This window comes from Paraglaciecola chathamensis S18K6 (assembly GCA_000314955.1).
Classification (GTDB): domain Bacteria; phylum Pseudomonadota; class Gammaproteobacteria; order Enterobacterales; family Alteromonadaceae; genus Paraglaciecola; species Paraglaciecola chathamensis.
In genome coordinates this window covers 1-14,224 of sequence record BAEM01000029.1, presented here as the reverse complement: position 1 = coordinate 14,224, position 14,224 = coordinate 1, and the positions used below count along the sequence as shown (strand labels likewise).

Genomic DNA, 14,224 nt, shown 5'->3' with positions numbered 1-14,224 from the left:
AGCAATATCTGTTCCTTATCTTTTAAAAATTAACTTTGGCACGAACTTTAGGTAATTACAAAATACTGGCTCAAAACTTAAAACAGAACTGGACACTGTTATACGTGGTTATATCCTAATTGGTTCACGTTCTATTACTGATTAAAGCACAATCCGATGAAACACCGCGCTTTTAAATAGAATTTGTCTGGCATCAAGACCGCTGCATTTTAACTGGTGTAGATTAGTACCACTTTATTTGTAGAGGATCATCGCTAATGAAAATTGCCTTTTTCAATACTAAAGATTACGACCGCATTTATTTTAATCAAGAAAATTGCCGTAACGAGCACGATATACGCTTTATTGAGGCTCATTTAAATGAAAACACCGTCAATTTGATAACGGATGAAACCGCGGTGTGCGTATTTATCAACGACTGCCTGAATGCAAACGTATTATCAGGGCTAAAAAGCAAAGGGGTAAAATTCATTGCGCTTCGTTCAGCTGGGTTTAATCACGTCGATTTAGCCACTGCAAAAAAACTAGGGTTAATAGTAACTCGGGTACCTGCTTATTCTCCCTACGCGGTTGCGGAGCATGCAGTAGCACTGTTAATGACCCTAAATCGTAAAGTACATAGAGCGCACAACCGAGTGCGAGAAGGCAACTTTTCATTAAATAACTTACTGGGGTTTGATATTCATGGCAAAACCGTTGGTGTTATTGGAACAGGAAAAATTGGCCAAATTTTTAGCAAAATTATGCTGGGGTTCGGCTGTCATGTCTTGGCCCATGATGTAGAAACCAACGCTGAATGTATTGCTGCGGGAGTTAATTATGTATCACTAAACGATCTGCTATCGAGAAGCGATATTATTTCACTGCACTGCCCCCTTAATGATGAAACACACCACCTAATCAATGAAGATGCGATTAATTTAATGAAACCAATGGTGACGTTAATTAATACCAGTAGAGGCAAATTAATTGATACTAAAGCAGTGATTAAAGCCTTAAAAGCACAGAGAATCAGTTTGTTAGGCTTAGACGTTTATGAAGAGGAAGAGGTATTGTTCTTTGACGATTTTTCTTCTAGCGTTATACAAGACGATGTGTTTGCAAGGTTACTTACTTTCCCTAACGTATTGGTGACAAGTCATCAGGCATTTTTTACCCAAGAAGCCTTAACCCGAATTGCTCATGTTACGTTACAAAATATCAGCGAGTTTGAACAAAATGGAGTGATACAAAATGGCGTCGATATCTTCACCTGATCAATCGCATGAACCAACAAATAAGCCCTCACGTGTAGCAATATTAACAGGGGGTGGAGACTGTCCTGGCTTGAACGCTGCCATCAGAGGGGTAGCGAAAACCCTTATGTTAAGAGCCCAGACAGAAATAATCGGTATCGAAGACGGCTTTTTAGGCTTTATTGAGCGACGTTCACGCACACTTACCTATCAAGACTGCAGCGGTATCTTATCGTTAGGTGGCACCATGATAGGCACCCATAACCGTGCCAACCCATTTGATTACATGGGAGAAGATCGTTCACGGGCCGTGAAAGAATACTACGATGAACTAGCCCTTGATGCGCTCGTTATCATTGGTGGTGACGGTACGTTAAGTATTGGTTATGAATTAACGAAGTTGGGTATGAACATAGTTGGAGTGCCCAAAACCATAGATAACGATTTAATGTGTACCGAACGGACATTTGGTTTCGATACGGCCGTTAGTATTGTTACTGACGCCATTGATCGTTTGCGCACCACAGGGCAATCTCATCAACGCATCATGATTGTCGAAACCATGGGGAGAAATGCCGGTTGGATCGCCCTTCATGCGGGTATAGCTGGAGGCGCTGACAGTATTTTATTACCTGAGCACCCTTACGATATTAATTTAGTGGCTGATGCCTGTAATCAACGAATGGGTACCCATCATTTTTCGATTGTCGTGATCGCAGAAGGTGCAAAACCGATAAACGGTGAGGTGTGTACACGAGAAACGATAAAAGATAGTCCAGAACCTACGCGTCTTGGCGGTATTGGCGATCAGTTAAAGCAACAGTTAGAGCAACTCACAGATGCTGAGATCCGTTCCACTACATTAGGCCACATACAGCGAGGAGGCTCTCCTACCTCATTTGATAGAATTTTCGCGACCAACTTAGGCAGCTATGCAGCAGGATTAGTTATCAATAAACAGTTTAACCTTGCCGTTATTCAGCGAGGAAACCAATTGTCTGAAGTGCCCCTAGACAGTGTCGCCCATAAGACCCGCAATATCCCCAATGATGACCCAACGTTGCAAACGGCTTTATCAATGGGCATATGTTTTGGAACAGAAACATTATTACGAAGTGGAGCTAAATTGAATGAGCCTGAATAATATTGGATAACTCCCCTGTTACGACAAATACATTTTCATAACCGATACGCCTTAACTGTTCTGCACTTAAGGCGGCGCGTACTGCACTGGCACAATGAAGGTATATTGGTCGAGACAAATCTGACTCCAAGGTAGTTATCTTCATCTCTAACACTCCGCGAGGAATATTAATCGCTTCAGGCGTGTTTTGCGCACTGTGCTCTGACGGCTCTCTTACATCAATCAGTAATCCGTGGTCAGTTTTTCGGCGTTGGGCAGCTGTTTCACAATCGATATGTGGGATCTGCTGCTTAATATGTGTAACGATTTCATTAAGGGTACTGGCCATGTCTATCTCGTGTTAACTAAATCAGTTAGAAAATACTAACCTTAAGTAAAGTGTAATGAAATCATTAATACTCACCTAGGGCATGTTGATCTTTTCTGTACGATTTTTGGTCTAAGTGGAAGCGTTTTAATCGAGAAACAGTCTTGCGAACCTAGTAACACGAACTGCATAAAACCCACGCTCCTTTTAATAAAACCGCCCTTCACCCCCCAATACTTGAGAGCGGATAATCCGTCGTAGAGCGCAGCATTGCATGTTGCATTCCATCAGATTCATCCTCAGTTTGACCTAGTAGATCACTGAGGCATATTTTTCTCATCTCTGGGATATTAACCAGGGTTATATGGCGACGCTGAACTTGAATCAACCTTTGTTGTTGCATCGACGTTAGTAATCTGCTGACGGTTTCTATCGCCATACCTAGATAATTGGCGATATCGATACGTGTCATACTTAGGGTAAATTGTTGAGATGATAAGCCCCGTTGTGCGAGTCGATGTGATAAATCAAGTAGAAAACTGGTTAGGCGCTGTATTGACGTCATCTTGTGTACATTCATCAATTGCTGCTGTTGATTCAGTGTGTTCTGGCTCATATTGCTTAATAATTGTTGCCGGCCTAACTCAGAATGAGTAAGAAGTGCATTCACAGAGTTTACGCTGATGTAACACACGCTGCTGGTTTCTAGAAAGCTAACGTTGTGAGCGTGTTGTTTTTGAGCAAAACCGTCTGTACCGAGTAAATCCCCAGGAAAATAAAAATCCACTATCTGTTCATCGGCCTCAATTGTCGTCGCGCTCGCTTTTGCCGAACCTGAACGCATTATGTACAAAGCATTAAATGCATCACCAGCACAAAATAGCGTGTCGCCTTTATGATAGATTTTATGGGTTAACACCTGAACATTTTGCATCGCGCTAGTATTGTTTATATTTTCTGTGCAATTTCTTGATAGAGCACAATATTCACATGTAGGACTAGACTTAAAATATAATTGAGACATGTAAAGTTCCTTAGGGCGGTACGGCAAATAAAGAATGTTAGCCGTTATCATATCTAAATATTCTATGTGGCTGATATTCGGTGTAATGCGTATTTTGTTTCGGTTTATACCTATAGGAACAATAACAACTTTACAGTGTTAACCCGTTAACGGTCATTTATACGCTTATCTTTGCCCATATCCTGCATATAAAGCTGGTGCAAAACGACTCCCTCTTCATCGCTACGTTAATTCGTTATGTAGTTGCTTTTTCACTAGAAATTACGCCTAAAGTAGCAGAGATAAATAAAGAAAAGAGGCTATTCTCTTACGATGGAAGTAGTAGTAGGCATCGTTATGAGAAATACATTCACAAGTCTTGCGATATTAGTGTCTTTAAGCTGCTCCGCGTTTGCTGTTGAGCAACAGAATAAGCACCGAGTATCCGTCAGGCAAATCAGTCATCAACTTAACCAGCAATTTCCCTTCACGTTAGATTTTAATGGCATTAAAGCGGCGCTCGAAGATCCAAAGCTTGTTTTAGATGTACTAGAACAAAACATTGAAATTGAAGTGTCTATGTTCGCACAAAGCCAAGGCGCTTGGGTCAAAATACCCTGTAAATTAACAGGCCACCTAACGTTTGATCCTGTCGATAAACACCTGATTTTAGATAACCTGCTTTTTGACAACTCAAAAGAAACAGACGATAACCAAAGTGTGTTTGCGGAATCTGCGCAGCTAATCACTTTCATCCAACAAACTATAGTCAACCATTTACCTGACCTAACATTAGTAGATTTTAATTTGTTAAATACGCCTCTAACGCCTGATGCAACCAAAGGGCTTCTTATTCAATCTCGCCACGTTCAACTCATTTTTTAGTGATCTTAATCGAGTTTATCCAATTGAAAATCACTTTTAAAACGGAGTCTGAATTGTGAATATTAAACGTATCGTTAAACGAAAAATAAGACGCTGCTACTTAGTGTATGCCACCATCAGCATCACTTTATTATCTTTGCCATGGATTTACACCTACGTTACCGCTCAGCAACGATCGTCATCTCATCAGTTTGTACAAACAACAGGCCACCAATCTCTAATTATTCGGGATATTACACTGAACCTATACCGCTTCGAACATGAATCAGATTTAGAAAAGAAGGTTGCTATTAAGCGCCAGACTATTGCTTTAATGGGCCTGTTCAATGATAACCATGTGTATTTAAGTCACGCTGAACTCCCAAGAACGCTTTATCAAGGGACGTCAAAATCGTTACATGATTTGTTTTTAGGCGATTCAGAAAACATTGATAGCCTGTCAAAGGCATTTTTTACGCATACTCAACAAGTTATTACTTCTGGGTTAAATCAGTATCGCGACGAGCTTGATATATTCCCGGAGTCTTACAGCTTACTTGTTCAATATTTATCCAAAGCACAAGAACAGTTCTTACTCAACGAAGAGCGAGTCAACCAGCATATGATTAATGTAAGTATTTTAGCTACGTTAATCAGCTTATTCGTTTTTGCGATCACAATCGTTGCGCTGATCTACCCTATTGAGCACCTGCTGTTTAGACTTATTGACAAGTTTTCTAGCAATACCAAGCGTACATATCGCCTTAGCAGAGACGCGGGCTTGGATCGGGAAATTAAATCGCAGTTCTTATCTAATATGAGTCACGAGCTTCGCTCCCCTATAAGCGGAATGTTTGGCATGTTGGAACTGGCGCAGCAAGAGCCTGACACTGAAAAGCAAAATACCTATTTATTAAAAGCCCAAAAAGCTGGCCATCAACTCTTGCTGCTAGTTGACGAATTGCTTGATATTTCAAGGATAGAAGCAAAAGTCCTTACCTTCGAAAAGGTCGATTTTGAACTTATAAAAGTGCTCGACACAGTTATTGCCCCCATAACAGCAAGTGCAGAAAAGAAAGGGCTTACGTTTTCATATGATGCTTCAAGCTCACTTCCTAAGTTTGTCACCGGTGACCCAATGCGGTTAGCGCAATCGCTGCGAAACATTGTTAATAACGCTATTAAATTTACCGATAATGGAGGAGTGTCGGTCAATGTAAAACTCAGTATTGTGGATAAACAGTATTTGTTGGACATCTTAATAAACGACAGCGGAATTGGTATTGCGCCTGCAGATCATGAGCGGGTATTTAATAAATTTGTACAAGTTTCAAAAGGCGCAAATGGTTCAATTAATGGCACGGGCTTAGGGCTCACGATTGCCAAGGAATTCGCCCAGGGTATGGGTGGTAGCCTTACCCTAAACAGCGCCGAGGGCAAAGGGAGCACATTCAAATTATCGATTCCTTTAGGCGCTAGTCAACGCAACAGCGCAACGAGTAAAAACAATGAACGAGTTTCTTCTGCAAAATTTGCCGTGATTGATGATCTGGAGACCAGCCGTTTATACATTTCGCATATATTGCAAGAAGATGGTTTTACCGTGGATGTATTTGATTCTGCGACAAAATTTCTATTAAAAAAAGACGAAATACTTGATTACGCAGGGTTGATTATTGACATTCATATGCCGGGTTTTAACGGATACGAGTTAGCAGAAACGATTCACGCTATGTTTGATACCAGCGCCCCGCCCTTTATTTTCATTTCGGCATCTCCTGAATCAATTAATCATACTCAGCTGAAATTCGTTGATATGTGGCAAGGTTTTGCAAAGCCGATGGATAAAAATCGTTTTATAGACTCAATTCGGGTTTTATCAAAAAAGAACATTTTAAATTCCGAAGCATTCGAACCTGCAAAGGTATTATTAGTAGAAGACGAACCCATCAATGCAGAAGTTGTGAAAACCATGCTCGAGCGACATGGCCATTCTGTTGCTGTTGCTAACACCGGCGCAGCGGCCATACACTTAGCGACCACAGAGAACTTCAACTTAATTCTTATGGATATAAATTTACCAGACATGAGCGGAATTGAAACAACGCGAAGTATCAAGGCCCAAGGTGTCGAAACTGAAATTGTCGCACTTACCGGAAACGCTTACGAAGAGGATAAACTTAAAACAAGAGAAGCCGGCATGACCTATCATCTTGTGAAGCCTGTAATGTTTCACGAACTTAATAACGTGATTAAGCTCGCTTTACGTGTACAAACATCTTAATTAAAAGGTACTGACGCTTAAATATTCTATCAGCAAACGCGTTATAGCCAATTGGTGAGCTTAACCCCAATCCCTAAGCGCTGGGTATGTTGGTTATAGTAGATTAAGCTTTCTCCATAGCCATTAAAGTACTCAATGTAGCCCCTGAGATGGCGGGTAATGGGGAAAGTCCAGCCTACCTGAACCGCACCCTTGTTATCGCTTCTTAGATTATTTCTAAATAACACTTCCAGCGTATTATTATCTGAAATATTCCACAACCCGGCTATTTCGCCATACCCCATATAACGTTCAATATAGGGGTTGTCATCGCCGTCTGGATCATCCGGCGTGAGTTTATCTTCTTCTGGGATACGCCACCAGGTGCGTACGCCCCAGGTCACGTTTGCACTTTGCGCAAACACAAGCCCACCAATAATACGATTCCAGCTTCTGGATAAGTCTCCAGTTTGGCCATTTGATTGATGGTTTAGCGAAAGATAGGTTTGTTCAACCGGTAACCCAAGCAGCGACCAAGGTTGACTGTAATTAAATATAATCTCAGGTTCATAATTTGTTTCACGAAAAGGCGCTGAGATTTCCCCATTATAAGCTTGCCAATAACTTTCCACGGTAAACGCTACCTGCACGTCTAACCCGTCCCACATTAAGTCCTCTACTGCCAAATACTTTAGTGAAATTTGAAACTTGGCTTCTGTATCTTGGTATTTTTCTGCTTTCGGATCGCCGCCGTAAGGTCGTTTACTTATATTGGCAAAGGTAACAGGAAGAAGATAATTGGGTTTGTGAGGCAGCAGTGCGAATGGGTTTAGCGAAGCTCTGTGTTCCAATCTGTTACGTTTACGCAATCGGTTATCGTTATCCTTTGCACATACTGAGCGCAGTTCTCCTAAGGTGATCTCGTCGCTAGAAAGTTCCATTTGCTTTAGTAAACACTGTTCCATGGTTTTTTCGCCAGTACCCAGCTGCTGAGCACTACTTACACCAGAAGTTAAAACAAGGACGCATGAAAATGAATAGGGTATGAGAGTTTGCACATTGAATACCTGTGTGTGGTTATCGACTAAATCTTTTCAACGGGCAATATAATTATTCGTTGTATGATCAGGCTTTTTTATCGGTTTATTATGGCATAAAAAAGGCACTCTTTTGAGTGCCTTAGCTTAAAAAACTGCCTAGTGATTTATCGCAAATTGTCTATGCGATTAAAGGCGTTATTATTACGTTGAAACAGCTACTTTGAAACAGCTACTTTGAAACAGCAATTTTCACTGTAGCAGTAACATACGCTTCTATACGGCGGTTCTTCTGATGTGCTTCACGAGTATTTGCTTTATCTAATAACTTCGTTTCACCGTAACCCACCGCTTCTAGACGAGCGCTGTCAATGTTGTATTGCTCTACTAAGTACTGACGTACCGCTTCAGCACGCTCTACAGACAATTTCATATTGTATTGTTCTGTACCAGGCGCTGAAGCATAACCTTCAATTACCGCATCGGTAGATCCGTAGCGACGCATAAAATCAACAAACTCTTGTACACTTGCTGAATCGATATTCTTCAACTTACTTGAGTTGTTATCGAACAATATTTTCAACGACATCGTTTTAGACTCTTCGGTGAATATACTACAGCCGTTTGCATCTACCTTGTCGTTCATGGGCGTATTTGCACATTGATCTTTTGCGTCTATGACGCCATCTTTGTCACTGTCTGTCGCTTTTAGCGCGCAACCATCAACATCAACTGTTGCGCCAAAAGCAGTGTTAGGACACAAGTCACGTTGGTCAATCACACCGTCGTTGTCAGAGTCTTTGTTAACACGTTGCCCGCCTGTCTTACCAAAACTATATGCAACACCTAGCTTTGCACTGTACTCGGGGTTACCTTGACCAAAGTCGTAATAGCCCGCTATCTCAGTAATGATTTTCCACTTATCACTTAATTGCCAATGGGCACCTAAACCCAAATCGGCCATACGATAGCTTTCGTCTAAACGTTGATTTTTCAATCCACCGAAAATGTAATAGTTACTTTGATTAATAAAATATAAAGCATCTACACCGATACGCTCGCCAGTGATGCTACCGCTGCCTCGCTCTGCTTCTAAATCAAGTTTTGCCACTTCGAAGCGAACCCCCCAATCAGGCGTTAACTTCATTCCAATTTCACCACCCCACCCCATTCCACTATCGTATGCGGTGTTCGGTTCGAATTTTTCCGGGTAAACGGAATAGTATTCACCAAATAGTCCACCCCAGATTTCTTTCTCTGATGATGTTTGAGCCTGCGAATAGGTGGATAAAAGCGCAATCGATACGCCAAGTGCTAGTGTGTGTTTCTTCATTACCATTCCTCTTTTAAAATTTATAATTTTTGTTCGCGCCTAGCTTTTCATGATAAGCCGCGTAATTTTTGTAATAGACGCGGTGACATTTGAAATAGTCACAGCGTTTTTAATTTATTTGTTTTTTGACACTAACTTTTTAAAAGGAGTAAGTGCTCCAATAATGATGCCGATTAATAACGTACTTAAAATCAATAACAAACGTGGCATTGCAAAGTCCCAAAATAAAAAGGTGACGTGATCAAGCTGCATATTCTGCAAAACAAAAATAACGAATAGCGCTATCATTGCTATATAAAAGTTTCGTTTGAAATGGCCTTTAAATAAATTCATTAAAAACTCCTGTGTTAATCAAACTGACTACTAAAGGTAAAGCAACGGTTTTTACATATCTTTGCTTTAATAACGATTGTTAGACGAAGGTGGGTTGGAAAAAGTCACACGTTTATGCTGAAAAGCGTGTTATGCCCATTCTTTTAATTAAATTTATTGTTGAGGATTACGTTGACTGATAGCCTCTGGGGCTTCTGCGCTGAGCTCTCGTCTATTTGAAAGATCTCACTATTTGAGTACTACCACCATTACCACAGTACAACCATTACTACATAACCGCACCTCAACCAAATAACCCTAGGGTGCATTTTGGGTTCGCTTATTAATTTGGATGTGTTCGACGTTAAAAATTAGAGAGTTATCTCCGATTTCAATCTATCCAGAGCGCGGTAATAACGCATTTTACTAGCACTCAATGCTAAACCGAGTTGTGAGCTTATTTCTTCAAATGAACATTCTAGTACGGCTTTCATGACGACGATTTCACGGTCGAGGGGCTCTAAATTTGCTAACATTTTTTCAGTTTCACCAAGATCAATGTCTTCTTCGGTCTCAGGCTCTTCTTGGTTAAGCAAATAACTAATGTCATCAACGCGCTTTTTTTCTCTTAACACATCCATGGCTGTGTTTCGCGCAATAGTCACGATCCAAGGAAAGAACTTATCATGGTCTTTTAACTGTTCTAGTTTGTGCCAAGCAGTCATAAAAGTGTCTTGTAGTACGTCATCCACGAGTGACGGGTTGTACAAAACTTTAGCCCCTATGTAGGCGGCTATTTTACCTTGATATCGGCCGTATAACTTAGCAAACGCCAACGAGGCATCGCCGCGACGCTGCAATGTACGTTTGACAAGTTGAATATCGGTTAATGCTTGCAAGTTCGTTATACAACCAAGCGCTTTCTTTCCCTAAACTGTAGACTCAATGAATAGTCAACCCATCTAAAAAACGCTTATTATCAATTACTTTCAAGCTTTCATCTGAAGTGCGTATGATGGTGACCACAGCGGTTATTTCTACGACATCACCTTTTATACCATCCTTAGTTGTCACGCTGTCTCCTACTTTTACGGTGTCTGAAATGTACAATGAATAGATAATATTCTGCGATGCTTCACGGCTACCTAAACCTAAAGAGATAGCGGTGCCAACACCGAGTGTGGCTAGGGCGATAGCGATGATGGTATCGAGTAAGACGGTATCAATATCGAGTTGATTGATCGTCAAAGAAAGCGTCAATATGGCTACGAGTCCGTACGCGGCTTTAGACAGTGGACGAGCGAAGTCGAATTCAGCCGCTTTTGCGGCATTATAAATTGCATTTTTAATTAAATTGGCAGCAGCAAGACCAAACAAAAGTATTAGCGTTGCGGCGATAATTTTAGGAATAAAACGCAGGAACTGATCCATGGTTTCACCTAATTGAGACAATCCCAACGAATCGGCCGCAGTAACGATGAAAACTAAAAACGTAATCCAGAAAACCAAGACGGCCAATGTACTCGATACACAAACATTTTTACCAAACTTCGAGAGTTGTTGGTCAATACCTGTCGCTTGGGCCAATTTATCAACGCCTACTTTTTTAAGTATCGAAGAAACTGCAAAACGTAATAATCGAGAGACAAAATACCCTACCAGTAAGATGATAAGCGCGGCGAACAATGAAGGTAAAAAACCTGCGACTTCTTCAAACAGTGCGGTGAGAGATCCTGACACTGCTTCAAACCAAATACTAATATTCTCTTTCATTGTGCCTTAACCTTTTTCTTTAATAATTTTTTTGCTGTGACTCATCATCAACGGAGCAAATAGGGTTAACAGCATCGAAAACACCCCATGTACACCGAGTCGAACAAGTTCTTTCGATTTATCTTGCTTGACGACCTTAGCTGCAAGCTCTTTAGGCTCTGGCAGTGTTTGCTTCGCTAATACATCTTTTGCCAGTCTTTGCTCGAGTGCCTGATATTCATCATCGCTCATGTTCATACTCCTCCCGAAACTTATTTCGTCGTCGTGTAGCACTATTCATTCATCAAAAAACTAACCTAATGTTAGTCATAAATATTGGACGAAGACGCTCGTTAAAAAGTCACATATAGACGGTAAAAATATAAATACGCCAGATATATTGAAATTAAACTTGAACTACTGTGACTTTATACGCTTTGTTATCGTCTTTGATTTGCAAGATTGGACATAATAAAGAATAAGTCCTTAGCTTAAATATACAATAATATTAGGAGCTTAGCTCCTAGCACACGAGACATAACATGACTGTAGATATATTAATTTGGTTTGGGATCGCATTTTGTGTAACACAATCTGCTATTTTTTCGGGTTTGAACTTGGCTTTTTTTAGTCTTAGTCGTTTGCAATTAGACGTTGAGGCAAAACAGGGTAACGGCAATGCGTCCGTTATTTTATCAATGCGTGAAGACTCAAATTTTTTACTCGCTACGATATTATGGGGCAATGTATCCATAAACGTTTTACTTACTCTGCTGTCGGATTCTGTGTTAGCGGGTATGTATTCGTTTATGTTTTCTACTATTGTAATTACCTTTCTAGGAGAAATATTCCCGCAAGCATATTTCTCGCGAAACGCGTTGCAAGTAGCCTCTAAACTTACTCCTATTATTCGTTTTTATCAGGTTATCTTGTTCGTTGTGGCAAAACCAACGTCATTAATTTTAGATGGTTGGTTAGGGCGAGAAGGCATCACCTACTTTCGAGAAAGAGAACTCACTGCCATCATCAATGCACATATCGAGGCGGATGAAGCGGATGTAGAACATGTGCAAGGGGTTGGCGCGTTAAACTTCTTACAGGTCGACAACATTACGGTGAATGAAGAAGGCGAAATAATCGATCCGAACAGCATGTTAGTTATGCCGTGCAAATTAGACTTACCTTTACTGCCGGAGCTAGGGAGTGAAGGCTTTACTAATTTTGTTAACCAAGTTAACGCGTCTGGACATAAATGGGTTTTGTTATTGGACGAAGCGCGGAATCCACTTTTAATGTTAGACGCTGATGGTTTTATTCGCGCTACCTTAGTGGACAATGCACCATGTGATCCTTATGTGTTTTGCCACAGACCGCTTATTATTGAGGATGAAAACTGTACATTGGGCGATGCAATGCAACGTTTAAAGATCACTCAAGACATAGATGCAAACTCAGATGAGGTGCTTCATGCCGATGTGATAGTCGTATGGTCTAGTACATCACCACGACTTATAACTGGAGCGGATATATTGGGCCGTCTTCTAAAAGGCATAGGACGTAAAGCGCCCATAAGCGATAACTCAACGAATTTAACATCAAACACAAACGACGAAGTAACGGACATAAAATAACCACCAAAAAGTAAACGTTAATAAGTAAGTAACAGCGCTGTTTTGATATATAGATGGCGCTGGTTTTTATCAAAGCTAGCGCCAATATGACTTTAGCTTTGCTTATAGGTTTTGCTTGTAATAAATTGATTAATACTAAAGTATCAAATGGCCCCGTATAAGAATCAAGATACAATCATCAACTATTCTCATTTTCATTATCTATCTATATGAAATAAAAGGTTTTTTTGATTTATCATGGTTTGTATTCTATACTCCTCACATTCGGTTCATGACAAGGCTTTTTAGGGCCTAATCAGATTATTAAATAGGTGGAATTATGTTGCGCAGCAAAAAGGTTGTCTCAGCGTTAAATGAGGTTTTGACAGGTGAATTAACCTCAATCAACCAGTACTTTTTACATGCTCGTATGTACAAAAATTGGGGCCTAAACGCGCTAGACAAAAAATGCTATAAGAAGTCTATCAAAGATATGAAGCAAGCTGACGCCATTATTGAGCGCGTGCTGTTTTTACAAGGGTTACCTAATCTTCAGATGCTGGGTAAATTATTGATTGGTGAAGACACCGAAGAGATGTTGCAGTGTGATATGACATTTCAGAAACACCAAATTCCAGCGCTCAAAGATGCCATTAGTTTATGTGAGCAAGAACAAGACTATGTCTCTCGTGACTTACTAGAAGACATTCTAGAATACGAAGAAGACCATTTAGATTGGCTAGAAACACAAGAGTATCAAATTAAACACATGGGCTTACAAAACTATTTACAAGCTCAAGTTATTGAAGGGGAAGACTAATGCAAGGTAAAACAAATGTAATATCGGGTTTGAATGCCCTTCTCGCTTATGAATTAGCCGCAATGGATCAATATTTTGTGCACTCACAAATGTATCTTGATTGGGGGTTGAACAAACTTTACGAACGTATTAATCATGAGTTTGATGATGAAAAAGGCCATGCAACCAAATTAATCGAGCGTATTTTGTTTTTGGAAGGCACTCCTAACATGGTGGACCGCGATGGTTTGGTTATCGGTACTGATGTTCCTTCTATGCTTGAAAGTGATTTGCGAGTGGAATATGCGGTAGGTGATAAACTTAAAGAAGTGATTGCTTTAGCAGAAACTGAGCAGGATTATGTTACGCGCGATATGTTGATGGTATTGCTGGATGACACCGAAATGGATCACGCACATTGGTTAGAACAGCAGCTTGGATTAATTAAACGTGTTGGTTTGTCTAACTACCTGCAGTCTCAAATGTAACTTTAAATTAATTATCTATAGTAAATGCCTAGTCAATCCCTATTGCCTAGGCATTTTTTTTGGCGCATTTTTAGGTG

15 protein-coding genes are annotated in these 14,224 nt (G+C 40.4%); 7 read left to right on the top strand and 8 right to left on the bottom strand.

The window, feature by feature from the left end:
- Positions 1-257: 257 nt before the first annotated feature.
- Positions 258-1,256 (top strand): 2-hydroxyacid dehydrogenase, encoded by a 999-nt coding sequence (locus tag GCHA_RS08885; protein WP_007987270.1) that lies wholly within the window; start codon positions 258-260, stop codon positions 1,254-1,256.
- Positions 1,234-2,379 (top strand): 6-phosphofructokinase, encoded by a 1,146-nt coding sequence (locus tag GCHA_RS08880; RefSeq protein ID WP_193362819.1) that lies wholly within the window; start codon positions 1,234-1,236, stop codon positions 2,377-2,379. Before GCHA_RS08885 ends, GCHA_RS08880 begins: the two co-directional genes overlap by 23 nt.
- Here the strand turns inward: GCHA_RS08880 and GCHA_RS08875 are convergent.
- Together GCHA_RS08875 and GCHA_RS08870 are read right to left on the bottom strand one after the other, a co-directional pair.
- Complete coding sequence (locus tag GCHA_RS08875; protein WP_007987268.1) at positions 2,357-2,707, bottom strand: rhodanese-like domain-containing protein; 351 nt, start codon at positions 2,705-2,707, stop codon at positions 2,357-2,359. The genes GCHA_RS08880 and GCHA_RS08875 overlap by 23 nt on opposite strands.
- 202 nt (positions 2,708-2,909) lie before the next feature.
- Positions 2,910-3,710: a helix-turn-helix domain-containing protein gene (locus GCHA_RS08870; protein ID WP_318248956.1), complete on the bottom strand. Its 801-nt coding sequence runs from the start codon at positions 3,708-3,710 to the stop codon at positions 2,910-2,912.
- A 336-nt stretch (positions 3,711-4,046) separates the two neighbouring features.
- On the opposite strand from GCHA_RS08870, the gene GCHA_RS08865 reads away from it, so the two are divergent.
- Together GCHA_RS08865 and GCHA_RS08860 are read left to right on the top strand one after the other, a co-directional pair.
- Entirely contained in the window at positions 4,047-4,574 is a 528-nt protein-coding gene (locus tag GCHA_RS08865) for a hypothetical protein (protein ID WP_007987265.1), read from the top strand.
- A 55-nt stretch (positions 4,575-4,629) separates the two neighbouring features.
- Positions 4,630-6,837, top strand: a complete 2,208-nt coding sequence (locus tag GCHA_RS08860) for a response regulator (RefSeq protein ID WP_007987264.1) — start codon at positions 4,630-4,632, stop codon at positions 6,835-6,837.
- 41 nt (positions 6,838-6,878) lie between these two features.
- Here GCHA_RS08860 and GCHA_RS08855 read toward each other — a convergent pair whose 3' ends face one another.
- From GCHA_RS08855 to GCHA_RS08830, 6 genes are all read right to left on the bottom strand, one after another.
- Complete coding sequence (locus tag GCHA_RS08855; RefSeq protein WP_007987262.1) at positions 6,879-7,781, bottom strand: phospholipase A; 903 nt, start codon at positions 7,779-7,781, stop codon at positions 6,879-6,881.
- 304 nt (positions 7,782-8,085) lie between these two features.
- A complete protein-coding gene (locus GCHA_RS08850; RefSeq protein ID WP_007987260.1) occupies positions 8,086-9,186 on the bottom strand; it encodes an OmpA family protein in 1,101 nt (366 codons plus the stop codon).
- Positions 9,187-9,300: 114 nt separating this feature from the next.
- Complete coding sequence (locus tag GCHA_RS08845; RefSeq protein ID WP_007987258.1) at positions 9,301-9,519, bottom strand: lipopolysaccharide assembly protein LapA domain-containing protein; 219 nt, start codon at positions 9,517-9,519, stop codon at positions 9,301-9,303.
- A 350-nt stretch (positions 9,520-9,869) separates the two neighbouring features.
- Positions 9,870-10,397, bottom strand: a complete 528-nt coding sequence (locus GCHA_RS08840) for an RNA polymerase sigma factor (RefSeq protein ID WP_007987256.1) — start codon at positions 10,395-10,397, stop codon at positions 9,870-9,872.
- 43 nt (positions 10,398-10,440) lie between these two features.
- Complete coding sequence (locus GCHA_RS08835; protein WP_007987254.1) at positions 10,441-11,271, bottom strand: mechanosensitive ion channel family protein; 831 nt, start codon at positions 11,269-11,271, stop codon at positions 10,441-10,443.
- Positions 11,272-11,277: 6 nt separating this feature from the next.
- The gene (locus tag GCHA_RS08830; RefSeq protein ID WP_007987252.1) at positions 11,278-11,502 is read right to left on the bottom strand and encodes a hypothetical protein; all 225 of its coding nucleotides are present in this window, start codon (positions 11,500-11,502) and stop codon (positions 11,278-11,280) included.
- Positions 11,503-11,792: 290 nt separating this feature from the next.
- Between GCHA_RS08830 and GCHA_RS08825 the strand changes: the two genes are divergently transcribed.
- The 3 genes from GCHA_RS08825 to bfr (GCHA_RS08815) all read left to right on the top strand — a co-directional run bounded on the left by GCHA_RS08825 (position 11,793) and on the right by bfr (GCHA_RS08815) (position 14,147).
- Positions 11,793-12,881, top strand: coding sequence for a DUF21 domain-containing protein (locus tag GCHA_RS08825; RefSeq protein ID WP_007987250.1), 1,089 nt, complete (start codon positions 11,793-11,795; stop codon positions 12,879-12,881).
- 319 nt (positions 12,882-13,200) lie between these two features.
- Entirely contained in the window at positions 13,201-13,680 is a 480-nt protein-coding gene (gene bfr / locus GCHA_RS08820) for a bacterioferritin (protein ID WP_007987249.1), read from the top strand.
- On the top strand, positions 13,680-14,147 hold the full coding sequence (gene bfr, locus GCHA_RS08815) for a bacterioferritin (protein ID WP_007987247.1): 468 nt from the start codon (positions 13,680-13,682) through the stop codon (positions 14,145-14,147). Before bfr (GCHA_RS08820) ends, bfr (GCHA_RS08815) begins: the two co-directional genes overlap by 1 nt.
- Positions 14,148-14,224 lie beyond the last annotated feature (77 nt).